20 protein-coding genes and 2 tRNA genes are annotated in these 26,213 nt (G+C 40.7%); 15 read left to right on the forward strand and 7 right to left on the reverse strand.

Annotated elements, in window-relative coordinates; translation table 11 throughout:
- Positions 1–21 precede the first annotated feature (21 nt).
- The 3 genes from rpoC to FZF08_RS12530 all read left to right on the forward strand — a co-directional run bounded on the left by rpoC (position 22) and on the right by FZF08_RS12530 (position 6,087).
- On the forward strand, positions 22–4,344 hold the full coding sequence (gene rpoC / locus FZF08_RS12520; RefSeq protein WP_159469243.1) for a DNA-directed RNA polymerase subunit beta': 4,323 nt from the start codon (positions 22–24) through the stop codon (positions 4,342–4,344).
- Positions 4,345–4,498: 154 nt separating this feature from the next.
- Positions 4,499–4,828 carry a DUF3467 domain-containing protein gene (locus FZF08_RS12525; protein ID WP_159469245.1) on the forward strand — a complete coding sequence of 110 codons (330 nt, stop codon included), beginning with the start codon at positions 4,499–4,501 and terminating at the stop codon, positions 4,826–4,828.
- A gap of 176 nt (positions 4,829–5,004) precedes the next feature.
- Positions 5,005–6,087, forward strand: coding sequence for a glutaminyl-peptide cyclotransferase (locus FZF08_RS12530; protein ID WP_159469247.1), 1,083 nt, complete (start codon positions 5,005–5,007; stop codon positions 6,085–6,087).
- Here the strand turns inward: FZF08_RS12530 and nfi are convergent.
- On the reverse strand, positions 6,079–6,795 hold the full coding sequence (gene nfi, locus FZF08_RS12535; RefSeq protein WP_200837073.1) for a deoxyribonuclease V: 717 nt from the start codon (positions 6,793–6,795) through the stop codon (positions 6,079–6,081). The two genes, FZF08_RS12530 and nfi, sit on opposite strands and share 9 nt — an antisense overlap.
- Before the next feature lie 207 nt (positions 6,796–7,002).
- Here nfi and FZF08_RS12540 point away from each other — a divergent pair, with 207 nt between their 5' ends.
- The 8 genes from FZF08_RS12540 (at position 7,003) to FZF08_RS12575 (ending at position 15,350) form a co-directional block, all read left to right on the forward strand.
- A complete protein-coding gene (locus FZF08_RS12540) occupies positions 7,003–8,568 on the forward strand; it encodes a glycoside hydrolase family 43 protein (protein ID WP_159469249.1) in 1,566 nt (521 codons plus the stop codon).
- Positions 8,569–8,832: 264 nt separating this feature from the next.
- Positions 8,833–9,408, forward strand: coding sequence for a TetR/AcrR family transcriptional regulator (locus tag FZF08_RS12545; protein WP_159469251.1), 576 nt, complete (start codon positions 8,833–8,835; stop codon positions 9,406–9,408).
- Positions 9,409–9,464: 56 nt separating this feature from the next.
- Positions 9,465–9,827 (forward strand): DoxX family protein, encoded by a 363-nt coding sequence (locus tag FZF08_RS12550; RefSeq protein WP_159469252.1) that lies wholly within the window; start codon positions 9,465–9,467, stop codon positions 9,825–9,827.
- 206 nt (positions 9,828–10,033) lie between these two features.
- Positions 10,034–10,429 (forward strand): DUF2958 domain-containing protein, encoded by a 396-nt coding sequence (locus FZF08_RS12555; RefSeq protein WP_229216509.1) that lies wholly within the window; start codon positions 10,034–10,036, stop codon positions 10,427–10,429.
- A gap of 166 nt (positions 10,430–10,595) precedes the next feature.
- The gene (locus FZF08_RS12560) at positions 10,596–12,560 is read left to right on the forward strand and encodes a gliding motility-associated C-terminal domain-containing protein (protein WP_159469256.1); all 1,965 of its coding nucleotides are present in this window, start codon (positions 10,596–10,598) and stop codon (positions 12,558–12,560) included.
- Between the two features lie 138 nt (positions 12,561–12,698).
- A complete protein-coding gene (gene dndC / locus FZF08_RS12565; RefSeq protein WP_159469258.1) occupies positions 12,699–14,045 on the forward strand; it encodes a DNA phosphorothioation system sulfurtransferase DndC in 1,347 nt (448 codons plus the stop codon).
- A gap of 43 nt (positions 14,046–14,088) precedes the next feature.
- A complete protein-coding gene (locus FZF08_RS12570; protein WP_159469260.1) occupies positions 14,089–15,054 on the forward strand; it encodes an HNH endonuclease in 966 nt (321 codons plus the stop codon).
- A 35-nt stretch (positions 15,055–15,089) separates the two neighbouring features.
- The gene (locus FZF08_RS12575; protein ID WP_159469262.1) at positions 15,090–15,350 is read left to right on the forward strand and encodes a hypothetical protein; all 261 of its coding nucleotides are present in this window, start codon (positions 15,090–15,092) and stop codon (positions 15,348–15,350) included.
- Positions 15,351–15,355: 5 nt separating this feature from the next.
- Here the strand turns inward: FZF08_RS12575 and FZF08_RS12580 are convergent, their stop codons facing one another.
- The 5 genes from FZF08_RS12580 to FZF08_RS12600 form a co-directional block, all read right to left on the reverse strand.
- On the reverse strand, positions 15,356–16,501 hold the full coding sequence (locus tag FZF08_RS12580; RefSeq protein ID WP_159469740.1) for a cysteine desulfurase family protein: 1,146 nt from the start codon (positions 16,499–16,501) through the stop codon (positions 15,356–15,358).
- A gap of 100 nt (positions 16,502–16,601) precedes the next feature.
- Positions 16,602–16,675: transfer RNA gene (locus tag FZF08_RS12585), tRNA-Pro, on the reverse strand.
- Between the two features lie 58 nt (positions 16,676–16,733).
- Positions 16,734–16,807, reverse strand: a tRNA-Arg gene (locus FZF08_RS12590).
- Positions 16,808–16,897: 90 nt separating this feature from the next.
- Positions 16,898–17,683 (reverse strand): enoyl-CoA hydratase/isomerase family protein, encoded by a 786-nt coding sequence (locus FZF08_RS12595; protein ID WP_159469264.1) that lies wholly within the window; start codon positions 17,681–17,683, stop codon positions 16,898–16,900.
- Between the two features lie 253 nt (positions 17,684–17,936).
- Positions 17,937–18,596: a hypothetical protein gene (locus FZF08_RS12600; protein WP_229216510.1), complete on the reverse strand. Its 660-nt coding sequence runs from the start codon at positions 18,594–18,596 to the stop codon at positions 17,937–17,939.
- Positions 18,597–18,763: 167 nt separating this feature from the next.
- On the opposite strand from FZF08_RS12600, the gene asnS reads away from it, so the two are divergent.
- Positions 18,764–20,200 (forward strand): asparagine--tRNA ligase, encoded by a 1,437-nt coding sequence (asnS, locus tag FZF08_RS12605; protein WP_159469266.1) that lies wholly within the window; start codon positions 18,764–18,766, stop codon positions 20,198–20,200.
- Positions 20,201–20,216: 16 nt separating this feature from the next.
- Here asnS and FZF08_RS12610 read toward each other — a convergent pair whose 3' ends face one another.
- Positions 20,217–20,939, reverse strand: coding sequence for a class I SAM-dependent methyltransferase (locus FZF08_RS12610; RefSeq protein WP_159469268.1), 723 nt, complete (start codon positions 20,937–20,939; stop codon positions 20,217–20,219).
- A gap of 257 nt (positions 20,940–21,196) precedes the next feature.
- Here FZF08_RS12610 and FZF08_RS12615 point away from each other — a divergent pair, with 257 nt between their 5' ends.
- The 3 genes from FZF08_RS12615 (at position 21,197) to FZF08_RS12625 (ending at position 26,169) form a co-directional block, all read left to right on the forward strand.
- Positions 21,197–22,417 carry a serine hydrolase gene (locus FZF08_RS12615; protein ID WP_159469270.1) on the forward strand — a complete coding sequence of 407 codons (1,221 nt, stop codon included), beginning with the start codon at positions 21,197–21,199 and terminating at the stop codon, positions 22,415–22,417.
- A gap of 61 nt (positions 22,418–22,478) precedes the next feature.
- Positions 22,479–24,443: an NADH-quinone oxidoreductase subunit L gene (nuoL, locus tag FZF08_RS12620; RefSeq protein WP_159469272.1), complete on the forward strand. Its 1,965-nt coding sequence runs from the start codon at positions 22,479–22,481 to the stop codon at positions 24,441–24,443.
- A 58-nt stretch (positions 24,444–24,501) separates the two neighbouring features.
- Positions 24,502–26,169 (forward strand): NuoM family protein, encoded by a 1,668-nt coding sequence (locus tag FZF08_RS12625; RefSeq protein ID WP_159469274.1) that lies wholly within the window; start codon positions 24,502–24,504, stop codon positions 26,167–26,169.
- The last annotated feature ends 44 nt before the right edge of the window (positions 26,170–26,213 follow it).

A 26,213-nucleotide genomic window follows, 5' to 3' on the forward strand; every position in this document is an offset into this window, starting at 1 on the left:
CAGACAAACGACTCTTTAATTATGTCTTTCAAAAAGAACAAAAAACTAAATAGTGATTTTTCCAGAATGACAATCAGTCTGGCATCACCTGAATCGATACTGGAAAGTTCATTCGGTGAAGTAACCCAGCCTGAAACTATCAACTACCGGACTTATAAGCCGGAAATGGGTGGTTTGTTCTGTGAGCGTATTTTTGGTCCTGTGAAGGACTGGGAATGTCATTGTGGAAAATACAAACGTATCCGTTATAAAGGTATCATCTGCGACCGTTGCGGTGTGGAAGTTACTGAGAAAAAGGTACGTCGTGAGCGTATGGGACACATTGAACTTGTGGTTCCTGTTGCACACATCTGGTACTTCCGTAGCTTACCGAACAAAATCGGTTATTTGCTGGGATTGTCTACCAAAAAACTGGATCAAATCATTTACTACGAGCGATATGCCGTAGTACAAGCTGGTGTTAAAGAAGAAGATGGTATTAGCTATCTTGACTTCCTTACAGAAGACGAATATCTTGACATCATCGACAAACTTCCTCGTGAAAACCAATTGCTTCCGGATACGGATCCAAATAAGTTTATCGCGAAGATGGGTGCTGATGCGCTTGAAATGCTTTTGAACCGTATCAAACTGGATGAGCTTTCATACGAACTTCGTCACCAGGCTGCAACAGATACTTCTCAGCAACGTAAAGCGGAAGCGCTTAAACGTCTGAAAGTTGTTGAAGCTTTCCGTGATGCAAACACACGTGTTGAAAACCGCCCGGAATGGATGGTGATCAAAATGGTTCCGGTAATTCCACCAGAACTTCGTCCGCTTGTACCTCTTGACGGTGGTCGTTTTGCGACTTCTGACTTAAATGACTTGTATCGTCGCGTTATCATTCGTAACAACCGTTTGAAACGTCTGATCGAGATCAAAGCTCCTGAGGTGATCTTGCGTAACGAAAAACGTATGTTGCAGGAAGCGGTTGATTCGCTTTTTGACAATAGCCGTAAAGTGAACGCAGTACGTTCTGAAGGGAACCGTGCTTTGAAATCACTTTCTGATATGCTTAAAGGTAAGCAAGGACGTTTCCGTCAAAACTTACTTGGTAAGCGTGTCGATTATTCTGGTCGTTCTGTAATTGTTGTAGGACCGGAATTGAAATTGCACGAGTGCGGTTTGCCAAAAGATATGGCGGCTGAGCTATTCAAGCCGTTTATTATCCGTAAGCTTATCGAGCGTGGAATTGTTAAAACTGTAAAATCAGCTAAGAAAATCGTAGATCGTAAAGATCCTGTGATTTGGGATATTTTGGAAAACGTTTTGAAAGGACACCCTGTTCTTCTAAACCGTGCTCCAACGCTTCACCGTTTAGGTATTCAGGCGTTCCAACCAAAGTTGATCGAAGGAAAAGCAATCCAGTTGCACCCATTAGTGTGTACTGCATTCAACGCTGACTTTGACGGTGACCAGATGGCCGTTCACGTGCCATTGGGTCAGGAAGCCGTTTTGGAAGCTTCGATGTTGATGCTTTCTTCGCATAACATTCTTAACCCTGCGAATGGTGCACCGATTACGGTACCATCACAAGACATGGTTTTGGGTCTGTATTATGTAACAAAAGGTCGTGTTAGCACTCCTGAGTATCCGATCATCGGAGAGGGAATGATTCTTTACGGTCCTGATGAAGTAATCATCGCGATCAATGAAGGCAAACTTTCGAAACATGCGAATATCAAATGCCGTCTTCGTGTTCGTAATGACGACGGAACATTTGAAATAAAATTAGTCGACACCGTTGCAGGCCGTATCTTGTTCAATCAGGCGGTTCCAGCTGAGGTAGGTTATATCAATGAATTGCTTACCAAGAAAAAATTGCAGCAAATCATTGGTCTGGTATTCAAACTTGCAGGTGTTGCACGTACAGCGCAATTCCTGGATGAGATCAAAGAACTCGGTTTCCAAATGGCCTTTAAAGGTGGTTTGTCAATGGGGCTTAATGATGTAATGGTACCAGACGAAAAAGTAAAACTTATTGAGCAGGCGAAAATAGACGTTGAAAACGTTTGGAGTAACTACTTGATGGGTCTTATCACTGAAAACGAACGTTACAATCAGGTTATCGACATCTGGACACGTGTTAACTCACGTATCACAGAAACGTTGATGAAACAATTGGAAACAGATCAGGGTGGATTCAACTCCATCTATATGATGATGCACTCCGGTGCGCGTGGTTCTCGTGAACAAATTCGTCAGCTTGGTGGAATGAGGGGTCTTATGGCTAAACCTCAGAAAAACATGGCTGGTGGAGCAGGTGAAATTATTGAAAACCCGATTCTTTCTAACTTTAAAGAAGGTCTTGACGTTTTGGAATACTTTATCTCAACACACGGTGCACGTAAAGGTCTTGCGGATACAGCCTTGAAAACAGCGGATGCAGGTTACCTGACCCGTCGTTTACATGACGTGGCACAAGATGTTGTTGTTGTTGAAAATGACTGCGGTTCTCTTCGTGGTATTGCAATCTCTGCTTTGAAAGACAACGAAGATATCGTTGAACCACTTTCTGAGCGTATTTTGGGTCGTGTGAGTGTTCATGATGTATTTGATCCTTTATCGGGTGAAATTATCCTGACTTCCGGACAGGAAATTACAGAAGAGATCGCTTCTTACATCGATGAAACAAGTATCGAAACAGTTGAAATTCGCTCAGTACTTACTTGCGAAACACGTAATGGTGTTTGTGCTAAATGTTACGGACGTTCTCTTGCTTCGGCTTATATGGTAAACATTGGTGAAGCTGTGGGTGTAATTGCATCGCAGTCAATCGGTGAGCCAGGTACGCAGCTTACTCTTCGTACATTCCACGTGGGTGGTACGGCATCCAACATTTCTGTTGATGCCAACATCAAAGCGAAGTTTGACGGAACAATCCAGTTTGAAGAATTACGTCTGGTTGACTCAGTAAATAATGATGGTGATGCGATCACAGTTGTTATGGGTCGTTCAGGTGAGGTGAAAATCGTTAATCTTGAAACAGGTCAGTTATTGATCTCAAACAACGTTCCTTACGGTGCTCAGCTTCTTGTGAAAGATGGCGAAAAAGTTACCAAAGGACAGGAACTTTGTACCTGGGATCCATATCACGCAGTTATCCTTTCTGAATTCACTGGTGTTGTTTCTTTCGACGCTATTGAAGAAGGAATTACATACCGTGAAGAATTTGATGAGCAAACAGGTTTCCAGGAATCAGTTATTATTGAAACACGTGATAAAACCAAAAACCCTGCATTGGTGGTAAAAGGTAAGAGCACGTTGTTGAAAGACATCTCTGAAAAAGGATATAACTTACCCGTTGGAGCTCGTTTGGTTGTGAAGAATGGTTCGCCGATTAAAGCGGGTCAGCCTTTGGCAAAAATCCCTCGTGTAGTTGGAAAAACCCGCGATATTACGGGAGGTTTGCCACGTGTAACGGAATTATTCGAAGCACGTAACCCATCGAACCCTGCAACGGTATCTGAAATTGACGGTGTTGTATCATACGGAGGTGTTAAACGTGGTAACCGCGAGATTCATATCGAATCAAGAGATGGTACGCAACGCCGTTACATGGTTGCTCTTTCGAAACACATTCTTGTACAGGATGGTGACTTCGTTAAAGCAGGTGATCCGTTATCGGATGGAGCGATCACACCAGCCGATATCTTGTCTATCAAAGGACCAACAGCAGTTCAGGAATATCTTGTGAATGAAATTCAGGAGGTATATCGTCTGCAAGGTGTGAAGATCAATGATAAGCATATCGAGTGTATCGTACGCCAGATGATGCAGAAAGTAGAAATACTTGATGCTGGTGATACTAACTTCCTGGAAATGCAAGCGGTTGATCGCGTTGTATTCCGTGAAGAAAATGATAAAATACTTGACATGAAAGTGGTTGAAGAAGCTGGTAGCTCCGAAACACTGAAACCAGGTATGATCATTTCAGTACGTCGTTTACGTGATGAAAATTCAAGCTTGAAACGTCGTGACCTTAAATTGGTTACTGCGCGTGATGCACAGGCTGCTGTGGCGAAACCTACTTTGATGGGTATCACACAAGCTTCCTTAGGTACTGAAAGTTTTGTTTCTGCGGCTTCGTTCCAGGAAACAACCAAAGTACTTTCAGAAGCAGCGGTACGTGGAAAACGCGACGAATTGAAAGGCTTGAAAGAAAACGTAATCGTGGGCCACTTAATCCCGGCAGGTACAGGTATGCGTAAGTATGTTGATATCATCGTTGGTTCGAAAGAAGAATACGATGCATTAGCAGAATCCCGTGAAAAACAATCCCGTAAGAAACGTGAATTAGTTTAGTCGGAATTCAGGTAATATAAAAGAGTCGGTTCTGCGTAAGTGGAACCGACTCTTTGTTTTTAGATACTGTATAATTTTAGTAATTTTCAGTTTCTAAGGAAATTCAATAACCTATTGATATTTCCTGCACTCAATAACTACCGAAATCTTAACGATGGAAGACAACAATAAAGAAAACGAACAGCAAATTAATGTGGAACTTTCGGAAGAAATGGCCGAGGGTGTTTACTCCAATCTTGCTATGATCGCTCATTCCAACAGCGAATTTATATTAGATTTTATTCGTCTGATGCCCGGCGTTCCCCGTGCCAAGGTGAAAGCACGTATCATCATCACACCAGAACATGCGAAACGTTTGGTTGCCGCGTTGCAGGATAATATTGAAAAGTATGAAGATCAGTATGGTCTGATTCAAAGCAACCATGACACCGATCCTTCTTTTAACTTTCCGATTAGTTTCGGAGGGCCGGGGGGAGAGGCTTGATCAGTATTTATTGCCAGGAAAATCCTGCTGCATCCATGCGATTGCATCAGGATTTTTTGTTATAAGCCCACTTAAAATTACTTCCCCATTTATTGTATAATTTTAAATATCTAAAGAAAGAAGAAAGGGTTTTAACGATTTTGCGGATATTGCAGTCAAATTGTAAAACACCTTTTATGAATACGCGTAGCACACATTTTCTTCTTGTAATATTTATAAGCTTGTTTGTTTTTTCTTGTAAACAGGAAAAAAAAACAGAAACAGAAATTGCGCAGAAAATACCTGTCGCTGTGACGGCTAAAAGCAGATTTAAAATCGGCGATTCCATTGCCATCGGTTTTACACAGCCCGTTATGCAATTTGAGGTAAAATGGAACGATGTAGTTATCCAGGGAGTGAAACAGATATCTGATTCTATTTTTGTAAAAGCGGAATCCGAAAAAGCGGGCTGGAGAAAAATTATTGTTACCGGAACTACTAAAACAAAGGAAGTTTTTGCTGATACCTTATCCGTAGAATTAGTATCAGATATTACGCCAAAAGAAATGGCTTTTACCGTTTTATCTTCTTACCCGCACCAGAAAACAAGTTTTACAGAAGGCCTTGAATTTTATAAAGGGGAATTATATGAAAGTACCGGAGAAAATGGAAAATCCCTTTTATTGAAAATTGATTTAAAAACAGGTGCTACCTTAAAATCTATTCCGCTTGCAGATCAGTATTTTGGCGAAGGCTTAACGATTGTTAATGATAAAATTTACCAATTAACCTGGACAACCGGCGTTGGTTTTCGTTATAACATGGACTTTACGCTGGATAAAACTTTCACATATTATACCCAGGGTTGGGGAATGACACACCATGATTCCACAATTATTATGGGTGATGGCTCCAATAAACTTTATTTCTTTAACACGGAATTTCAGAAAACCGGTGAAGTAGAAATTTACGATGACAAAGGCCCGGTTCTGAAAATCAATGAGCTGGAATATGTGGATGGCTATGTATTTGCCAATATTTGGGAGACTGACCGTATTATTCAAATTGATCTGGCAACCGGAAAAGTGGTAGCCAATATGGATATGAAAAAAATTATCCCGGCGGAAGTTGACCAAACAGGATCGAGTGTTCTAAACGGAATTGCATTCCAACCTCTGGAAAATGCGTTTTACGTGACCGGTAAAAACTGGCCGACCTTATTTAAGATCCGGGTTTCAGGTGCCGTTCAGAAAAATAAAAAAGCACTGGCCTCAAAATAGTGTTTGAGGTAGTAATTCATGATATCCTTCTTTCAGTTTTCCTGTACGAAATAAATTTACAAACTCATGCGCCCGGCGTGTGGGCTCGGGTAAACGATAATTTCCAGCGCAACGGATAGCGATATCCAGACTGTCTTTTAAACTCATTCTATTTCCGGGGGAAATGAAAACAGGATTTGTTTTCAATTTTGATCTTAATGCGTATCCAATCATTTCTTCTTTATTCATAATAGGAGAAAAATCGCCCTTTTGAATTCCTGGCTCCTGCCATTTCCCAAACAAAATATTTTTTGCGCAACCCAAAGTAGCCATACCCGTCAATGCACCAAAATGTGTTGCAATGCCCATGCTTCTTGGATGCGCTATGCCATGTCCATCAAGCATCAATACATCGGGTTTTAACGGAATTTGCTCCAATGCCTGAACCAACGCCGGGACTTCCCTGAACGCTAGAAAACCGGGGACATAAGGGAAACGCGTCCGGCTTTCAATCAGCGAGTAACCGATTGGCTGAAGATCAGCATAACGAAGTATTACGATACCGGCAAAAATAATTTCGCTGAATCTGTTTAAAGAAATATCGGCTCCGGCAATGGTTTGAATGGGTACATTTAACGGTACGAGATTTATTTTATCACGTAATTCAGATTGAATAGCCTTGGCTTCTGCCAGGTTTAGCTCGTCATATTTCAAAATATTTTCATTCATAGATTGTAGTATGCTCAGTCTATTTACGATTTATTAACTAATTCTTCAAGGCAGACTTCTTACCTTGATTCGTTTTGTAATTTTATAACAAATCCCATTCCAACTTACGTGGGAAAAGCGTTATGTGTCGATAGCAGCTATCGGCACAAAATTGGTTTCTTACAAATAATTCTCTTTATTCGCCTGATTTATGTAACCAAAGAAAAAATGAAATTGCTTCTCCGTCTGATTTCCCTTTGCCTGATTTTTAATGGTGCTGTTTTTGCTCAAAAAATAAATCTTAAACCAGTAAATACATATCGAAACCCGGTTATTGCCGGAGATTTTGCTGATCCTTCTGTTATTCGGGTGGGAGATATGTATTATGCAGCCGGAACTTCTTCGGAATGGGGACCTGCTTACCCGATTTATACGTCAAAAAATCTTGTTGACTGGGAGTATCTGGGTCCTGTTTTTGCAGAATTGCCATCCTGGACAATGGGAAGCTATTGGGCACCGGAATTGTTTTATCGAAATGGCACTTTCTTCGTTTATTACACTGCCCGCCGCAAATCTGACAAGCAATCTTTTATAGGTGTGGCCAGTACAAAAGATATTAAAAAGGGATTCACCGACCACGGTTTACTTCTCGAATGGACAAAAGAAGCTATTGACGGTTTTGTTGTGGAGGATAATGGGAAATTATTTTTTACCTGGAAAGCATATGGCCTTGATAAAGGCAGGGGTATTGAAATACTTGGTGCAGAACTTTCTGATGATGGTTTAAAGGTAATCGGAAAAGAATTTAGTTTGATAAAAGCGGATGCCGATGACTGGGAAGCTGGCGGAGCGGAAGGCCAGGCAATATTTAAAAAGGGAAAATACTGGTATATGCTTTATTCCGGAAACGCATGTTGTGGTGAAAATTGCAATTACCAGGTTGGTATGGCAAGAGCAGAAAAATTACAAGGCCCGTGGACAAAATTCTCTGGAAATCCGGTTCTTGTCGGTGATGAAACCTGGAAATGTCCAGGGCATGGAACAGTCGTCATAACACCGGATAACCGTTATTTTTACTTACATCACGCTTACAACGGTGCCGATTTTACCTATACAGGGAGACAAGGCGTACTAAGTGAACTTGTTTGGGATGAAGATTCCAAATGGCCGTCGTTCCGTTATGGCAAAACTACACCTGCACAGGCAGAATCACCCTTTGCTGCATCTATAAAAACAAATGAAGATTTAGTAATGAATTTTGAAAATACTAAAAATGAAACTTCGTGGGTTTATGATGTAAGTTTTCCAAAGCCTGAATATAAAATTCAAAATGGCATGTTAGAGATTGAAAACAGCAATTTGACAACGACTGGCAATTTTCTTGGGTTTGTAGTGAAAAATGGTAACTATAATTTTTCAGCAGAAATAATTGCGAAAGATAGAATCCAGCAAAATATTACGGTGTATGGTGACGCCAAAAATGCCATTGGTTACGGAATTTTGAAAGACAAACTTACCTTGTGGCAAATAAAAGACGGCGTTTACAGTATAGTCAATACACAGGAAATTCCTGGACAGTTTGAAAGCATCAACCTGAAATTGCGAAGCCATTTTGGCAGGTTCTATGAATTCAGTTGGGAAGTAAATGGCCAGCAATCCAATTCTCTGGCTCCTGTAAAAATAGAAGGTTCCTGGCTTCCACGCTGGGATCGTGCACTTCGTGTGGGAATTAACGTATCAGGAACTAAACCGGGAAATAGCCAGATCCGATCGGTACAACTCAAATACAATTAGCATGAATGTAATCCTATTGGCATATGCTTGTTACTTAAACATCATTTTTTTAGATTTTATCAATTGCTGCCTTAAAATTTTCTTTGTTTAAAAATGCTTTAAATCAGGCCTATTACGTGATTTGTTGGTTGCGCTTAACCTATAAGTGATTATCTCAGAGTATTTTTACATCTTTCAAAATATATTGCACCAAAATTCAGGAACAATTGTTCCTAAGTAGTAAAGTTATTTTAGAACAATCGTTCAAGATGGTATATTTGTGTTATGGCACGAAAAAAAGAGTTTGATCCCGAAGAAAGAATGGAAAAGGCGCGTGATCTTTTTTGGGAAAAAGGATACAACGCAACTTCTATGGAAGACCTCGTACAGACCATGGGCCTGAACAGGGGAAGTATATATGATACTTATGGCGACAAGCATAGTTTATATTTGCAGTGCCTTGGTAATTATGCAGCTGAAAAGTTAAAAGAGCATAAGGAAGCCGCTTCGGGGACTTCTCCGATGGAGCGTGTTGAAAATATGATCCGCAGTGCAGTAGAGGCGACGGTCAATACCGGCAAGTGTTGCATGGCGGTCAATTCAACTTTTGAACTGGCAGCTGTGGACCAAAGCGTTCATTCCATCATTAAAAATAACTGGAAGGATATCGTTGACTTTTTTGAGCAACTTTTAACGGATGCCAAAGCACAGGGAGAAATTTCTGCCGATAAAGATCCGAAGCTTATGGCAGAATTTATAGCTGCAAATTTCACAGGATTGTGGCAGACTTTTATTTTATCAAAAGACAAAAAACAGGTTGAAAAATTGGCGCAGTTTTTAATCGATATGGTTAAGCATTAATTTTTTGTAAGGATAGGAGTGTAAATAGAGAGGGTATTTCAATCGTATTGCCTTAAATGAAAATATCGCAAAGAACCTCCAGTAGGCAGGCTGCAATTTGGGTGACATCCATTTTGATCACCTGCTTTTTTGTTGATAATGCAGTCAATAAAGTAATTTCTCCGAATGAACAATTAAAAGGCGGATTGAATGATGTCGAAATAGTTATTGTCGGTATCCTGCTCTTGTTATTTGTTGTACTATTCTTAATACGGAAAACCGGAGTTTGGGGTGCTTTTTTTTTGACCTTCTACATGGTAGTTACACTTACCCAGCATATAAGACATAATAAGCCTTTCGCTGGCACAGTAGGTATTATTGTACTTATTGTTGTTTCTGTTTTATTACGCTTTCCTAAGTTGATTTCGCGACAGAAATAGGAGCTATATTAAAAGATTCTCACCTTTTTTTATACATCCAGGAAAACTATTATTCCTGAGTACTGCTTAAATGCAATGTTAAAATTACGATGCTTCGAATGGATAGTTGAAATCAGTTTTTTTAGTCATAAAAAACTTTGACCGGATTGTAATGAATATTAATTGTCAAATAATGCTTCAGCTGTTATATTTGGAGTATGTCAAAAATGATTTCAGAAGATCTAAGAGCGATCATGATTCAGAATGCTTTCGAAGTTCAGAACGAGCTCGGAAAAGATCATGCGCCGGTAGTTAAGTTATATTCACAATATGGAAAGGCCATCTGGCTTTTATCAGAGCTGGATCCAGCCAATAATATTGCATTCGGACTTTGTGATTTAGGCCAGGGCCATACCGAACTAAGTTACGTCTCGATCGAACATCTCGAAAGTATAAAGCACGCCCGGCTAAAAGTACCGATGGTAGAAATGGATAAAGATTTTGTACCTCAATATGCCATGAGTGTGTATGCCGAAGCTGCTAAAATGGTAAAAAGGATCACGGAAGACAAAGAGATTCTTGAAAGAGCCGTAAAAGTGATAGCAGAAAGAGAATTTAAGTAGCCTGAACCTCACTCCGGTATATTTTATAATTTGAATTTGTGCCTTGATCGCTTTAAATTGTAAACTTCAAGTGATTTTGTATTTAAAATTATTTGAAGTTTAATATTACATCTACTCAACGTTAACTTGTAATCATGCCCATGGCGTTGTCGATATGAAGTCGGGATTGTTACAAACTATAATTTTTCTATTCCTGGATATCGTTTGCCTGGGGCAAAATGTAGAAAATTCATATCGTTTTATTAATAATTTCACTGTTGCTCAACCCGCCTGCGCATCTGATTTGATACAGACGAATGCCCTTGGCAGCTGCACATTGGGTGCTTCACCTGGGTCTTTTATCATAGACAATCCGGATTGTCAGATATCCCGGACCGTTTATCACACCAATCTGAATTATGGGCTTATGTATGCCAATACAGAAGGAACTATTTCAGAAACCTACACCATTCAAATGTATATCAAGAATACGAACTGGGGTAAAACCTTAGCGCGGATTATTGATTTTTCAAACGGACAACTGGATGAGGGGATTTATTTCAAGAATCCTGGCGGATCTGCTGATCGCTGTTTAGATTTTTATCCAACGGGAATTGCCGGTGAATGCCCTTATTTTAAGTTGGATAAATATTACTTACTCACATTCACCCGAAATGGACAAACAGATGTTATGGACGTTTATGTGAATGACAAACTTTTTGTTTCTTACAACGACAGTGGCAAAAGGTTTGTAGGTAAAACAGGCGTTCCGATTTATATTTTTCGTGATGATGATCAAATTTCCTGTGAGTCTGGTGAAGCTAACTTTGCTTATTTATCTTTTACAAATTACTATTCTTCCCAATCTGCCGTAACAAAAGTTTATGAGAATATTTGCAGTGTTGCCAATGTTAATGTAAGTGCGGACTTCTCAATTGACCCGAGCTTGACATGTAGTAACAAAAATATTAAAGTGGCTTACACGGGTGTATTGCCGTCACAAACGGGATATTCGTTTCAATGGGATTTTGATGGTGCCAAGGTTATCAGTGGATCAGGAAAGGGGCCTTATCTCATACATTGGAATTCCGAAGGAAGTAAGAAGGTAACACTTACCATAAAAAATGATATTTGCGGTAAGGAAATTGTCAATACCAAGGTTACGCATGTTTCATTCATGGATCTGGCGATGATTATAGATGACAAAAAATGTGATGGTAATGCTACATTGACTGTGAATCCGATTGGGGGAATTTCTCCTTTTCAGTATTCTATTGATTCGGTGAATTTCCAGGCCTCAAACATTTTTAACGTTACGGCAAAAGACTACAAAGTTTTTGTGAAAGATTATAACGGCTGTATCAATGACACGCTGGTAAAAGTTAAACTTAATGGTACAATTCTGCTGAAAACGTTCTCGGATACAACAATTTGTATCGGTGAGCAAATACAGTTGCTGACTACGGCAAATGTTACCAATTATTCCTGGTCGCCTGCTGTGGGTCTTGACAACGCATCGTCACTTGAACCATTTGCATCACCTACGCAAACAACCAGCTACATCATTACTGCAACGGATAAAAATTGCTCTTCCAAAGATACCGTGATAGTGTCTGTTATTCCGGAAATCCAGGTGTTGGTAACACCGGATGCGGAAATAACGGCAAATAAGCCTTTTCCCCTTACTTCTTCTTCTCCACAGCTCGCAGGTGTGTCTGGCGTGAATTATACCTGGTCACCGCCCTATGCTCTAAGTAATCCAACGATCCCGAATCCAGTCGCAAAGCTAAATACCAGCCAGGTGTATACGGTGACTTTAACCACGCTACAAGGGTGCACCGGAACCGGGAAAGTAACATTGACTGTAATTCCTCCCGCATTCATTACACTTCCGGATATATTTACACCTGACGGTGATGGTAAAAATGATGTGCTGATTCCTATTGCCAGCAGCATTGCTTCGCTTACCTATTTAAGAATTTATGATCGTTGGGGAGAAGTGATTTATTTTTCCAAACAGCTGACTGATGGCTGGGATGGGAAAGTGAAAGGAACAAAATCAGACGGTGGTGTATATGTATGGAAAATGCAGGCGGTGACTAATGGTGGAGATATTTTGAATAAGAACGGAACGGTTTTGCTGGTTAGGTGATTGATAATGTAGCAACAGAAATTTTCTCTCGGCTTTTATTTTCCGCACTAAGATCCAGTAAGTCTCCCAAAGGATGCTGTTCCTTGTGCTTTGCACATTAAATTTCACTAATTTGCAAATTATTAAATTGCCGAATTCATGTCGCTTAAAGTACCATTTATAGAAAGTGAAATCCTTGATCAATACCTGTACGACGAAAATCCTCGTCCTTGGGTTATAGGTTTTAGTGGTGGAAAGGATTCTACGCTTCTTTTACAATTAATCTGGAATGCATTAAAAAAGGCCCCTGAGCAAATGAGAACCAGGGAGATATATGTTGTTTGTAACGATACACTGGTAGAGAATCCAAGGATTGTTAAGTTTATTGAATCCACGCTTAAAAGAATTGAAGCTGCTGCTGTTGAACAAGGTTTGCCGATTCGGGTACAACGGACAACGCCCAGATTAGAAGATACATTTTGGGTGAATTTGATAGGTAAGGGGTATCCGGCTCCTAATAATTCTTTTCGATGGTGCACGGAAAGATTAAAAATTAATCCGACAACCCAATTCATCAAAAGTAAAATTGACGAACGTGGAGAAGTAATTATTTTACTTGGTACCAGAACGGACGAAAGCTCAACCCGTTCCCGATCCATGAAAAAACATGCGCTCAAAGGACAACGGTTGCGCAAGCACATGTTACCGAATGCATTTGTCTATGCGCCGATCAGCGATATGGAAACCAGCGAACTTTGGCAATATTTAATGCAGGTTTCGCCTCCATGGGGAGGAACCCATAAAGAGCTGGTTACACTTTATAAAAATGCAAACTCTGGCGACTGTCCCCTAGTAATTGACGAAAGTACACCAAGTTGTGGTAACAGTCGTTTCGGTTGTTGGGTCTGCACTGTGGTGAAGCGGGATAAATCCATGGAAGGGCTTATCGGAAACGGAGAAGAATGGATGCTCCCATTAGTCGAGTTTAGGGACTATCTGATGGAGTCCAGAGATATACGGGAAAACCGCGAAAAACGTCGTCGTTTTGAAGCGAAGAATGTGGAGGATGAAGATACCTGGGGGCCTTATGTAGAAAATGTGCGCGCAACGATGCTGAGAAAACTTTTGGATGCGCAATACGAAATTCAGCAGGAGCAGGGGGAAACCTTGCAGCTTATCTCTCATCAGGAACTCATTGCAATACAAGTAATTTGGTACAGAGAAGGACTTTTCCGAAATAGCGTAGCTGATATTTATAATAGCATATTCAATACACATATCGATATGAGTAAACGTGTTTTGAAAATGCGGGAAGAAGAACAGTTATTAAAAGAAATTTGTATTGATGAACCGGAGCATTTTGATTTAATTCAACAAGCACTTAAATTGGTGAAAAGTAAATCCATTATGGTCAAGAAACGAGGTATGCAAAATGACATTGAAAAGTTGTTGGACGACTATCTTGATAAGAAAGTGCTAATGGATCAAAAGCTTGCCCTCGCTTAATCCAATAATATCACAAATCGAAAAACTTCCACTCTTCGTTAAATTGACTTCTCAACTACAAAAGTACATTCTGGCATTTAGGAAGTTGAGAATTGACCGGTCACATGGGCCAGCTCCTCATAAGCCTATTCTGTTACTTTCGATTTTGCAAGCTGTTCAAAATTCGTTAATTGATCAGAATAGGATTTATATTACTCCAGAAATTGTATCATTGTTTTCTGCGAATTGGAGTTCTCTGGTTGTGACTAATCATTACTGCCGATTTTTTCTTCCATTTTACCATCTTTCTTCTGAATCCTTCTGGAAACTCGTTCCTAAACCAGGATATGAAAGTTTGCTTTCTTTGAAATCAGGTATCAAGAGCTTCTCTGGCCTAAATGCCGCTGTCGAATACGCCCTGATTGATGAAGAACTGTTTCTCCTGATGAAGAATCCTGTGAGCCATGCGATCCTGAAAGAATTCTTGTTGGATGAATATTTCCCAAATACGAAGGCCATGCTCGTAGGGCAAAGGGAATATCTGAACGACAAGTATTCCGAGATTGAAAACAAAATCCTGCATGAACCGCCAACAGAATACAGAAGTGAGATTCAAGCGCTTATGAATCAGCAAAATGAAGAAGAAATATTCATTCGTGGAGGTATTTTTAAACGCGAAATTCCTAAAATTTACAATTATACTTGCTGTATCTCAGGAATGAGAATAAATGCAACAGTTCAGGTTTCTCTAATCGATGCATGTCATATCGTACCGTTTTCAGAAAGTTACAATGACACGATTTCAAATGGGATCGCCCTGTGCCCGAATTTACATCGTGCGTTTGATCGTGGGTTAATTTCTGTGGATGAAGATTATAGGGTAATTGTGTCCGGTACGTTCACTGAGGGAGAAAGTGATTATTCGATCAGGATGTTTAATGGCAAACGGATTGATTTACCTAATAATCGATCTTTCTGGCCTGAATCTCAGAATTTTATTTGGCACCGTAGTAATGTTTTTAAACTTTAATTTATTTGCGCAGGTTTATCTCAAATTTGGAATATATGAGTACTAACATCCATCAATCCGATATTGAATGGCTTAACACCTCTGTTGAGCCAACTCTTCCCAGACTTGTCAACAGTATAAATCTTCGAATTGAAAAACACAGAGAACACATTAAAAGGGACAGACAACTTATAGTTGATAATCTCCTTTTTATGAACATTGTAAATGATGCCCACGAAAGAATTAAAGAGAGATTGGCCAAAATTGAAGAAGCTCAGGAGATTTTGACATTGTTCAGTTTAGACAAAGCTTCTTAACCGCCTCACCTCACCATGGCCCGCAACCCCTCCACCACTAACCTCACCTTCCCAACCACACCCTCAACTTCATCAACCCTACTAAACCGCCCCAAACTAAACCTTAAACAAGAAAACGCCTCCATCTCAGAAAGCCCATGCGCTAAAAGAACATGAGAAGGATCAATAGATGCAGAAGTACAAGCAGAACCATTTGAAACCGAAATGTCGGTCAAGCCCATAATAAGCGCGTCAGAATCGCAGCCCTCAAAAAGAATATTGGTGACATTGTATAACCGGCTCTCCCGGTTTCCATTGATTCGGGTACCATCGATTTGGAGAAGGCTATTTTCAAGCATATCGCGCATGGCACCAATCCTGGCAGTATCTTCCTTCATTTCTTTTTTTGCCAGTTCAGCCGCGATGCCGAGACCTACAATTCCAGCTACATTTAAAGTGCCTGAGCGCTTGCCACCTTCGTGTCCACCTCCATGCAACAGCGCTTCCAGTTTGATACGCCAAGGACGTCTTTGGCGGACAAATAATGCGCCGACACCTTTTGGACCATAAAATTTATGAGCAGATAGTGGCATCAGATCAATACCCAGTGCATCGACATCAACAGGTAACTTACCCACTGCCTGGGTGGCATCCGTCATAAACAAAGCACCGGCTTGATGTACAATCTCTGCTATTTTTTTTATATCCTGGATTACTCCGGTTTCATTGTTAACCAGCATAACGGATACCAAAATCGTGTCTGGCCTTAATGATGCTTTTAGGACTTTAATATCCAGTAATCCGTCTGATTGTACCGGGAGATAGGATACTTCAAAACCTTTGGTTTCAAGATAACGGCAAACATCAAGAACAGCAGAATGCTCAGTTTGTACCGTAATAATATGTTTTCCTTTTGTCTGGTAATTTTCTGCTACACCTTTTATAGCCAGATTAATTCCTTCTGTGGAACCTGAGGTGAATACGATTTCCTCCGTTCTTGAGTTAATCAAATCTGCAACTTGCTGACGAGCTATTTTTACCGCATCGCTTGCCCCTAATCCAAAGGCATGTGTGGAGGCAGCATTAGCAAAATTATCCGTCAGGTATGGCATCATCTTTTCCAGAACTCTCGGATCGATGCGGGTCGTAGCGTTATTGTCGAGGTAAATCATTGTCAGAAATGCGTTTTCCAAGGTACTGAAATCTTGTTACTGCAATTTACGGATAAAAGCAAAAAACACCTGACAAATTAATTGTCAGGTGTTTCAGTTGTCGGGGAGACAGGATTCGAACCTGCGACCCTCTGGTCCCAAACCAGATGCGCTACCGGGCTGCGCCACTCCCCGAATCAAGAACTTTTCTTTTCAGTAAAAAGCACTTATCGTAATGATAAGTGCTTTTTTGTGGACTTGTAGGGATTCGAACCCCAAACCTCCTCATCCGTAGTGAGGTGCTCTATCCAATTGAGCTACAAATCCGTCCCTTGAATTGGACTGCAAAGGTAACAGATGACTTTGGTTTATACAACTATTGGAGAGAAAAAATAATAAATTATTTTACTTGAATTTTTATTTGCCCTGATAATCAGGTTTTTTCTTTTGTAAAAAAGATGAAATTCCTTCGTTAGCATCCTGCGTTTTATGTAACAAATCCTGATTTTTCATTTCAAGATTTAATATATCACTCAAACTGGATTCAAAAGACTGGTTGAAAACTTTTTTGATCGCTCCGATCGCTTTGGTAGGAGCGTGGCGGTAATAGGACACTGCTTCTTCAATTGCAGCATCCAGTTTTTCTTTCGGAACTGATTTATTAATTAAGCCAATTTGAACTGCTTCCGGCGCATAAACTTTCCGTCCGGTTGAGGCCAATTCAAAAGCTCTGGCCATTCCTATCAGTCTTGGTAAAAAGAAGGAAGCGCCTGCATCCGGCATTAACCCAATATGTACAAACATTTGGCTCAGATAGGAATCTTCACTGGCAATAATCAGATCACAGGCAAGTGCAAGTGAACATCCGGCTCCAACGGCCAACCCATTTAATTTGCAAATGACCGGTTTGGGGATATTTCTTATAGCCTCGATCATCGGATTATAGCCGTCACGAAGCATTTCTCCCGCACTTTCGCCTGATTCCATGGCTGCTTTTAAATCAGCTCCGGAGCAAAATGCTTTTTCACCTTCACCCGTTAAAACAATAACCCTGACAGAGGAATCTTCTCCTGCTTCCTGAACTGCTTCTGTAATTTCACGGATTAATTCGAGTGTCAGCGCGTTATGAACTGCTTGTCTGTTCAGACTGATTTTGACGACGCCGTCGTTGTTCGTGAAAAGAAGATTTTCATAATGTGCCATAGTTTAGGTCCGTTCGTTTAAGAATAAAGTATATGCCACCACTTTGTGGTTAATATACAACGTAGACAAATTTTTTCTGCAATAACAATAATCCTTCCGGTGTACTTGATTTATTTGCGAAGTAACAATCCTGAAAGGATGATATTATTATAGAGATGAGGCGGCATAACTGGAATCAAACCCTGAAAGGGTGAAATAGTTTATCGATGGTTTTACCTCACATTCATTTTGTTAAAACTTATCGGAGATGTTTTCAAAACAAAAAATAAATAGTAGCACTACTCACAGTAAGTCCACATGCAAGGCCAGCTATGATTTGTGCCGGGGTATGGGCATTTAAGTAAAGTCTGGCACTTAATAAAATGCCGCTTATTAAGACAACGATCAGTAAGGGTGTCAATAACAAATGCTCTTCAAAACGGATTACCAACCCGGCCAGAATGCCGATTGCTCCGCCCATTCCGGTAGCGTGGGCACTTATTTTCCAGGAAAGGCTTACAATCGCCACGATAATCAAAGAAACCGTAACACTTCCCAAAAGAATTGATATCTGCGGTGCAAGTTCTGCTATGGGCTGCAATTTCCATCCGAATAAATAGGTCGCGATCGCATAAATAATCCCGGTTGCCAGGTAGGGCAGGCGTCTTTCACGCAGAGAATCTACATGCAAAGTGCTTACGATTCCTAAACGGAAGAAATAATATATGACGATTGTAGGTGCTACAAAGGTGTTTAAAAAGATCAAAAGCAAAAGGCTGCCCAGTCCCGGAAGTTCCAAAGCACTCACACCGGCAAGCTCAGGAGTGATCAGAAAAAGGACAGCAAAAAGATATGTAGTAATGATCAGAGGATGAAATACTACGGACAAAAATGTGGCGATGCGGGTATTCAAAATTGGATATGCGTTAGTCATAGTTTGCTAAGAACAAAATTAAGCCATAAACCGCTTTGGTCAATACCCTTTTTGAACATAAAAGTAAGTTGGGTTATAAGAATAGGTTTTCGTAGGGTATTTTGTAATTTTGCGCCTCATAAAAATTGGAAGTTTGAGTTTTATATAAAGATTGAATTTATAGTAAGATGGGACCTTTGCAGATCAAAGAATTATTACAACAGACTCCGGATGCACAATCCGTTACCCTGAAAGGTTGGGTACGTACGAAACGTGAAAGTAAAAACGCGATTTTCATAGCGCTTAATGACGGATCAACGATTCATAATATCCAGGCGGTTGCCGCTCCGGGACAATTCTCTGCTGAACTTTTGCTGACGGTCACCACCGGTTCTTGTCTGAAAATAACGGGCCAGCTTGTGGCATCTCAGGGTTCTGGCCAGGCTGTGGAAGTAAAAATCGATGATATTTTTGTTTATGGAACAGCTGATGTGGATTCTTATCCATTGCAGCCCAAAAGACATTCGCTGGAATTTTTACGTGAAATAGCACATTTACGTCCACGTACCAATACGTTCAGTGCCATTCTTCGTATTCGCCATGCACTGGCTTTTGCAGTTCATAAATATTATAACGACAGAGGGTTTTTCTATCTTCATACGCCGATCATCACAGCTTCTGATGCAGAAGGTGCTGGTGAAATGTTCCGTGTTACGACGCTGGATCTTGAAAAACTGCCAAGAACAGACGAAGGAGATATTAATTTCAAAGAAGACTTTTTCGGAAGAGAAGCGAATCTGACGGTTTCCGGACAATTGGAAGGTGAGCTAGGAGCGATGGCGCTTTCAAAAATATATACTTTCGGTCCAACGTTCCGTGCTGAAAATTCAAACACGACACGCCATTTGGCCGAGTTTTGGATGATTGAGCCTGAAATGGCTTTCTTTGAGCTGGAAGATAACATGGACCTTGCAGAGGATTTCATCAAGACTGTTATCAGTTATGCGCTGGAAAACTGCAAAGATGATCTTGCTTTCCTTGAAAACCGTTTGGCAGAAGAAGATAAAAACAAACCGCAAAATGAACGTTCGATTCCGCTTTTGGAAAAACTGAATTTTGTTGTTGAAAATGCTTTTGAACGTCTTACTTATACCGAAGCGATCGATATTCTTTTGAAATCGAAACCGCATAAAGAAAAGAAATTCCAGTATCCTGTGGGCTGGGGAATTGATTTGTCCAGCGAACACGAACGTTATCTGGTTGAAAAACATTTCAAAAAACCGGTTATCCTGACCAACTATCCGCGTGAGATCAAATCGTTCTACATGAAACTGGATGACGATGGAAAAACAGTGCGTGCAATGGACGTTCTTTTTCCTGGAATCGGAGAAATTATTGGAGGAAGTCAGCGTGAAGACAATTACGAGAAATTACTGGAACGTGTTCACGAAGTGGGAATTGATCCTGAAACGATCTGGTGGTATCTGGAAACACGTAAATTCGGAACTGCGCCGCACTCCGGTTTCGGTTTAGGTTTTGAGCGTCTGGTATTGTTCGTAACCGGAATGGCCAACATCCGTGATGTGATTCCTTTTCCAAGATATCCAAAAAGCGCTGAGTTTTAATCAGCGCTTTCTGAAATTATTTTTCACCGTAATAGCACGCAAAAACGCTGTTGCGGTGAAGAATATCATAATGAGAAAAGCCGGAATAACGCAGCAAACCAAGCTGAAACGGCAAAGAACGCGGAGAGTCTTCCTTATCAATGTAAGCGAAGACTTTTTCTTTATATTCCGTTCCGCCAATCGATTCCAGATAATCTCCATAACGTTTCCACATCAGCTTATGAACGCCTGGTTCATCAAAGGAAACAAGATCAGAAACATAAATCCTTCCGCCCGGTTTTAACCAGATATATAATTTTTCAAAGGTTTCCTGCCAGTCTTCATCATCGCGAAGGTGATGTAAAACAGCTCCCGCCAAAATACAGTCAAAAGAATTTTCTTCAAAATCAAGATCACGAAGATCCGATTGATATGTTTGGACATAATTCACGCCTGAAGCTTCAATACGTTCGCTGGCTCTTTTCAGCATTGGCTGACTGAGATCTACCAAATGACAAGCTAACGGATGAATTTCCTGCAAAACCCTTAGTGTAAAATTCCCGGCGCCGCAGCCAAGATCAAGAATTGTATCGTTTGGTTTTAAATGCAAAGCAGCTGTTTGTGCCACCAGATCCAAAACCAAAGGTGCGTCAATAGTCGCCTGCTGTCCCGTTTCAAGCTTGCTGAAACGTTCAACGTCATTGTCAAAACGGTCCTGGATTTCCTCAATTGTTGATTTTTGTTCTAATGGAGTCGTCATTTATTTTGCCGGGTTTGTCTGTGGTGTTAACTTATTTTGGAATCAATCTAAATCGGAGTCAGGTTCTTTACTTTCTAATATATATCTTTGTAAGCTCGGTAAATTTTAATTTCTATGTATTTGGATTTGTAATGTTATACGAAGATAACGCATAACCGGGTTGCTATCATATTGAAATAGATTAGATAAAATATAGAAAATGCTAACTGTTCATCGTTAGTATTTAACGTTTAAAAAACTTAATTGGCCAAAAGCCTATGTTGAAAAAAGTGCAGCCGAAAATGTGGTGGGCGGCGTTATTTGCCGTATTTGTAATAGTGCTTTCCTGGGGATGGGTGAGGAACAGCAGATCGCACGATCTGGTGAATTTCAAAAGAAACGCCAAGTCGAATCCCAATTTAGATCCTGTTGAGATCAAGGATCCTGATGCGAAAACATTAGCTAAAATTGAACAAATTCAAGATATTTTCAGGAGGAAAAGGAATGCTGGTTTCAACGGAAACGTACTGATTGTTCAAAAAGGAAAGGTACTGTATCAGAATTCTTTTGGATATGCGCATTTGAGGGATAAGGATTCGCTGCAAAGTCATTCCAAGTTTCAACTGGCTTCTTTGTCAAAACCTTTTACGGCAGTTGCTGTTCTGAAATTGATTCAGGAAGGGAAAGTCAGTCTGGATGATTCCGTACAACGGTTTTTTCCTGATTTCCCATACCATGGAGTGAAAGTGGATATGCTGTTAAGTCACAGAAGTGGTTTGCCAAATTATATTTATTCTTTCCCGGATAGCGTTCGCCACGGTAAAAAATTTCCTGTCAATATGACGATCATGGATTGGTATGCCAAGGTGGTGCCAACACCGCAGCCATATAATAGGCCAGGTCGCTCTTTCAATTATTGTAATACAAACTATTGTGTACTAGCAGCCATTGTTGAAAAGGTAAGTGGCGGTTCTTTTGACAATTTTGTGCATAATGAAATTTTCACGCCGCTCGGAATGAATAATACCGTTTTGGTAACAGATACTTCAAAAAGCGCGATGATGTATCGCACCGTCGGGCATCAATACGGGCGAATGCTTGCCAAAGACTATTATGATGATGTCGTTGGAGATAAAGGTTTGTATTCCACCACTGGTGATATTTATCGTTTTTATGCAGGGTTGACTTCGGGACTGTTAATCGATAAAAAGCTTCTGACGGAAGCCTGGACACCGAGAAGTTTTGAACGCGACGGAATCAGAAATTATGGTTACGGATTCCGTATGCATGTAAAACCGGATCATTCCACACGGTTTATTTATCATGGCGGATGGTGGAAAGGATATAATTCCATGTTCTGGATTTGTCCGGAAGATGAGGCTGTTATTATTATTTTAGGAAATTCATACAACAAAAATATTTACGATATCAAAGAGTTATTGACTGTGCTGCACGGCAGCGAAAGTGAAAAGCTGGAAGATATCGAGAAAGACCTTTAGTCTAGTTTGAAATCGGCGAGTAATTCAGGATATTTGCCGGACTTAACGAATACTCACCTCAATGTCAGAAACTGCTTATACCGTACCTGCGTCCTTGCTTCTGGGTTTACCGATTCTGGCATTTTTTGTTTTGTGGCTTGGCGGAAAAAACCTGAACAAACCAGCAGGATGGATTGGCGCTTTTATTACGGCGATTGGCCTTGCTATCAGTATTTTTTATGCTGATATTGATACGCTTCACACGGTTAAAATGAACTGGGCCCTTATCGGCCAAACCAATATTGAACTTTCTTTCCGATTCGATGAACTGACGCTGATTATGCTGATCATTGTTCATTTTGTCGCTTTTCTGGTTCAAATTTATTCCATGTCTTATTTGCATGGCGACAACAGTCTTCACCGGTATTTTGCTTTTATTCAGCTTTTCCTTTTTTCCATGGTTGGGATTGTACTTGCCGGAAATCTTCTGGTGATGTACATTTTCTGGGAATTGGTGGGTCTTTCCTCTTATTTGTTAATTGGTTTCTGGTATTTTAAACCACGCGCGGTTTGGGCAGCACAGAAAGCATTCGTTTTAAACAGAATTGGAGATGCAGCTTTCCTGACCGGAATTTTAATGCTGTTTTACTATATTGGCTCTACCGACTTTGAGGTGCTTGCCACTTCGATTCAATCGCTTGATCCGGGAATTTTAACGGGAATCGGTTTATGCCTTTTCGGAGGTTGTATGGGTAAATCGGCTCAGTTCCCATTGTCCGGCTGGTTGCCGGATGCGATGGAAGGCCCAACACCTGTTTCTGCATTAATCCACGCAGCGACGATGGTTGCAGCCGGGATATTTTTACTAGCCAGAATTTCATTTTTATTAACACCCGAAGCACAAATTGTCATCGCTTGCATAGGAACTATTACAATGGTGATCGGTGCGGTAAAAGCAACGCAGGTTTGGGATATTAAAAGAGTGCTGGCTTATTCAACCATGTCTCAGTTGGGTCTGATGGTGATCGCTGTCGGACTTGGTAGCTGGCGGACTGCCCTTTTTCATTTGGCAACGCACGCATTTTTCAAAGCCGGATTATTTCTTTCTGCCGGTTCTGTCATTCACGCGGTCACACCTTCGGACATCGACGATACTTTTGATCCGCAGGATATGCGGACCATGGGTGGGCTTCGGAAATATTTACCGATCACTTTTATCTGTTTTGTGATTTGTTCATCCGCTTTGGCCGGACTTCCGTTTTTCTCAGGATTTTTGTCAAAAGACGCGATTATCGTCGAAGCGTTTTTCTGGGCTGAAAAACATGGAGCCTGGGCTTATTTCTTCCCGGTCATCATTATGATTTCTGCCGGAGTGACTGCTTATTATATGACACGCCAGGTTTGGCTGATCTTTTTAGGTGAAAAGCGATACCAGATTTTCAAATCCGTTCATCCGCATGAATCTCCGGTCAGCATGTGGGGGCCGATGGCTTTGTTAGCAGCACTTTCCATTTTTATCTGGTTTTCATGGAATCCCTTTGATGCATCTTACGGCTGGTTTTTAGAACTGGTAGGAGCAGAGGAATTCGGACATATTCTATGGGTGCCTTTCGTTGCAACCGGCATTACGGTTCTGTGTATTTTTCTTGCATTCAGAGAGACAAGGGCGGAAGATCCATTTTCAATGTATTCCGGAAATGCTAAAAACTCAATTCCTGTATTGAAAAAATTAGCTGGATTAAATGAATTTTCCAGAGAGAATTTTTTCATCAAATCCTTTGCTTTTATTTCTGCCGGTTTAATGCAGTTTGAAGTTAAAATTATCAATTCCTTTGTGGATGGCGTGGCAAAATGGAGCGTGGTAATGGCGCATGTGTTAAGTTGGGGCGACAGAAATATTGTTGACGGCGGGGTTAAATTGACTGTTTTTACAATAAAATCGGCCGGGCAGGGAGTTCGTGAATTACAAAACGGGAAAATACAATCCTATTATTTAGTAACGGCGCTAGGAGTAGTTCTTCTGGTTTTGTGGTTAATGATTTTATAAGAAAATAATTCAGGAGCGCGGTTTGCTCTTTATCATATATTCGTTTCAGTTTATCCTAATGATTGATCATATACTTTCCTTACTGATAGCCATTCCATTATTCGGAGCCGCAGCCGTTTCTGTCTGGCCGTCTCAGCGGCCTGGTGATTTCAGATTGATTGCGCTTTCCGTTTTGTTGTTGGAATTGTTAACCGGACTTTCCCTTTTTCTCTTTTTTGATAATCAAAATACTGGTTTTCAATTAAGCGAAACCGCAGACTGGATTACACTTCCAATTGGTTCCCTTGGAACGGTTTCAATTGATTATGCATTGGCAGTTGATGGGATCAGTTTCCCTTTGGTGTTACTAGCTGTTGTTGTTTTGTTTGTCGGAATGATCAGTTCATGGAGTATTGATCAAAAAACGAGAGCGTATTTTGCTTTATATCTTGTTCTGAGTGCCAGTATCATTGGCTGTTTTTTGGCTCAGGATTTCTTCCTTTTCTATCTATTTTTTGAATTCATGCTTCTGCCCATGTATTTCCTCATTGGTTTATGGGGCGGACCAAGAAGAGAATATGCAGCGCTTAAATTCTTTGTCTATACATTTTTCGGATCTTTATTGATCCTGATCGTGATGATCGGATTATATCTTTCCGTAATTGATCCGGTAGAAACTGCGCGAGCGGTAGGGATTTTAGGACCGGAAGATCTCGTGCAAACGGACATCATTTTACAAATTCAGCAATGGCTTGCGGATGGCAGAATCGGTGCAGATCAACTGGTACATACGTTTCGCTTTTCATATTTGTCGGATGCCGGAAATTATATCCCGGGCTCCATTTTAAGTCCTGAAACTGAATTTATTCTATTCGGAATTCCGGTTCGTTTACTGGCTTTCTGGTTTTTGTTTATCGGTTTTGCGGTGAAATTACCCGTTGTTCCTGTCCATACCTGGTTGCCGGATGCCCACGTAGAAGCGCCAACACCTATTTCGGTAGTGTTGGCAGGAATACTTTTGAAAATAGGAGGATATGGTTTTATAAGAATTGTTGACGGATTTTTCCCTGTTGAAGCACAATACAGCATGGTTCCGCTGGCAATTTTGGGAATGATTTCAATTGTTTACGGTGGATTTAATGCCTTGGGACAAAGTGACCTGAAAAAGATGATCGCTTATTCTTCCGTCTCTCACATGGGTTTTGTTTTACTCGGTATTGCCGCCTTCACAGCCGAAGGTATCAATGGAGCCATATATCAAATGGTGAGTCACGGTGTACTTTCGTCGATGTTATTCCTCTTGGCGGGTGTTATCTACGATCGTACACACGACCGTAAAATTGATAATTACCGTGGATTGATCGGCCCGATGCCTCGCTATACCGTTTTAACCGGAATCGCATTTTTTGCTTCGTTAGGCTTACCGGGCTTCTCAGGTTTTGTTGGAGAGTTATTTACTTTGATGGGAGCATTTCAAGCTAACGCTATGCCTGTCTGGATACCTGCACTTTCTACTTTGGGAATTGTACTGGCAGCAGCTTACTTTTTGTGGACGTATCAGCGTATGTTTTTTGGCTCGTTTTGGTATAAAAATGACAGCTCAATCATACTAACTGATTTAACAATTCGTGAAACGGCGCTTTTAGTGCCGCTTGCTATTCTTTCGGTTTTACTTGGGATTTTGCCTGGGTTGTTATTTAATATGACGGGACCTACGGTTCAGGCCTGGCTGGAAAGGCTGCAATAGTTTTTTGCCACGAATGCACTAATTTTTCACGAATTGGTTTTAAA

The organism is Dyadobacter sp. 3J3 (assembly GCF_009801115.1).
GTDB lineage: Bacteria > Bacteroidota > Bacteroidia > Cytophagales > Spirosomataceae > Dyadobacter.

Excerpts from the sequence above, each read along its gene's own strand:
- FZF08_RS12625 (WP_159469274.1), top strand. The coding sequence starts at position 24,502 with ATGATTGATCATATACTTTCCTTACTGATAGCCATTCCATTATTCGGA.
- FZF08_RS12615 (WP_159469270.1), top strand. The coding sequence starts at position 21,197 with ATGTTGAAAAAAGTGCAGCCGAAAATGTGGTGGGCGGCGTTATTTGCC.
- FZF08_RS12610 (WP_159469268.1), bottom strand. The coding sequence starts at position 20,939 with ATGACGACTCCATTAGAACAAAAATCAACAATTGAGGAAATCCAGGAC.
- asnS (WP_159469266.1), top strand. The coding sequence starts at position 18,764 with ATGGGACCTTTGCAGATCAAAGAATTATTACAACAGACTCCGGATGCA.
- FZF08_RS12595 (WP_159469264.1), bottom strand. The coding sequence starts at position 17,683 with ATGGCACATTATGAAAATCTTCTTTTCACGAACAACGACGGCGTCGTC.
- rpoC (WP_159469243.1), top strand. The coding sequence starts at position 22 with ATGTCTTTCAAAAAGAACAAAAAACTAAATAGTGATTTTTCCAGAATG.
- FZF08_RS12555 (WP_229216509.1), top strand. The coding sequence starts at position 10,034 with ATGATTTCAGAAGATCTAAGAGCGATCATGATTCAGAATGCTTTCGAA.
- nuoL (WP_159469272.1), top strand. The coding sequence starts at position 22,479 with ATGTCAGAAACTGCTTATACCGTACCTGCGTCCTTGCTTCTGGGTTTA.
- FZF08_RS12580 (WP_159469740.1), bottom strand. The coding sequence starts at position 16,501 with ATGATTTACCTCGACAATAACGCTACGACCCGCATCGATCCGAGAGTT.
- FZF08_RS12600 (WP_229216510.1), bottom strand. The coding sequence starts at position 18,596 with ATGACTAACGCATATCCAATTTTGAATACCCGCATCGCCACATTTTTG.
- FZF08_RS12575 (WP_159469262.1), top strand. The coding sequence starts at position 15,090 with ATGAGTACTAACATCCATCAATCCGATATTGAATGGCTTAACACCTCT.
- FZF08_RS12545 (WP_159469251.1), top strand. The coding sequence starts at position 8,833 with ATGGCACGAAAAAAAGAGTTTGATCCCGAAGAAAGAATGGAAAAGGCG.
- dndC (WP_159469258.1), top strand. The coding sequence starts at position 12,699 with ATGTCGCTTAAAGTACCATTTATAGAAAGTGAAATCCTTGATCAATAC.
- FZF08_RS12530 (WP_159469247.1), top strand. The coding sequence starts at position 5,005 with ATGAATACGCGTAGCACACATTTTCTTCTTGTAATATTTATAAGCTTG.
- FZF08_RS12540 (WP_159469249.1), top strand. The coding sequence starts at position 7,003 with ATGAAATTGCTTCTCCGTCTGATTTCCCTTTGCCTGATTTTTAATGGT.
- FZF08_RS12525 (WP_159469245.1), top strand. The coding sequence starts at position 4,499 with ATGGAAGACAACAATAAAGAAAACGAACAGCAAATTAATGTGGAACTT.
- nfi (WP_200837073.1), bottom strand. The coding sequence starts at position 6,795 with ATGAATGAAAATATTTTGAAATATGACGAGCTAAACCTGGCAGAAGCC.
- FZF08_RS12550 (WP_159469252.1), top strand. The coding sequence starts at position 9,465 with ATGAAAATATCGCAAAGAACCTCCAGTAGGCAGGCTGCAATTTGGGTG.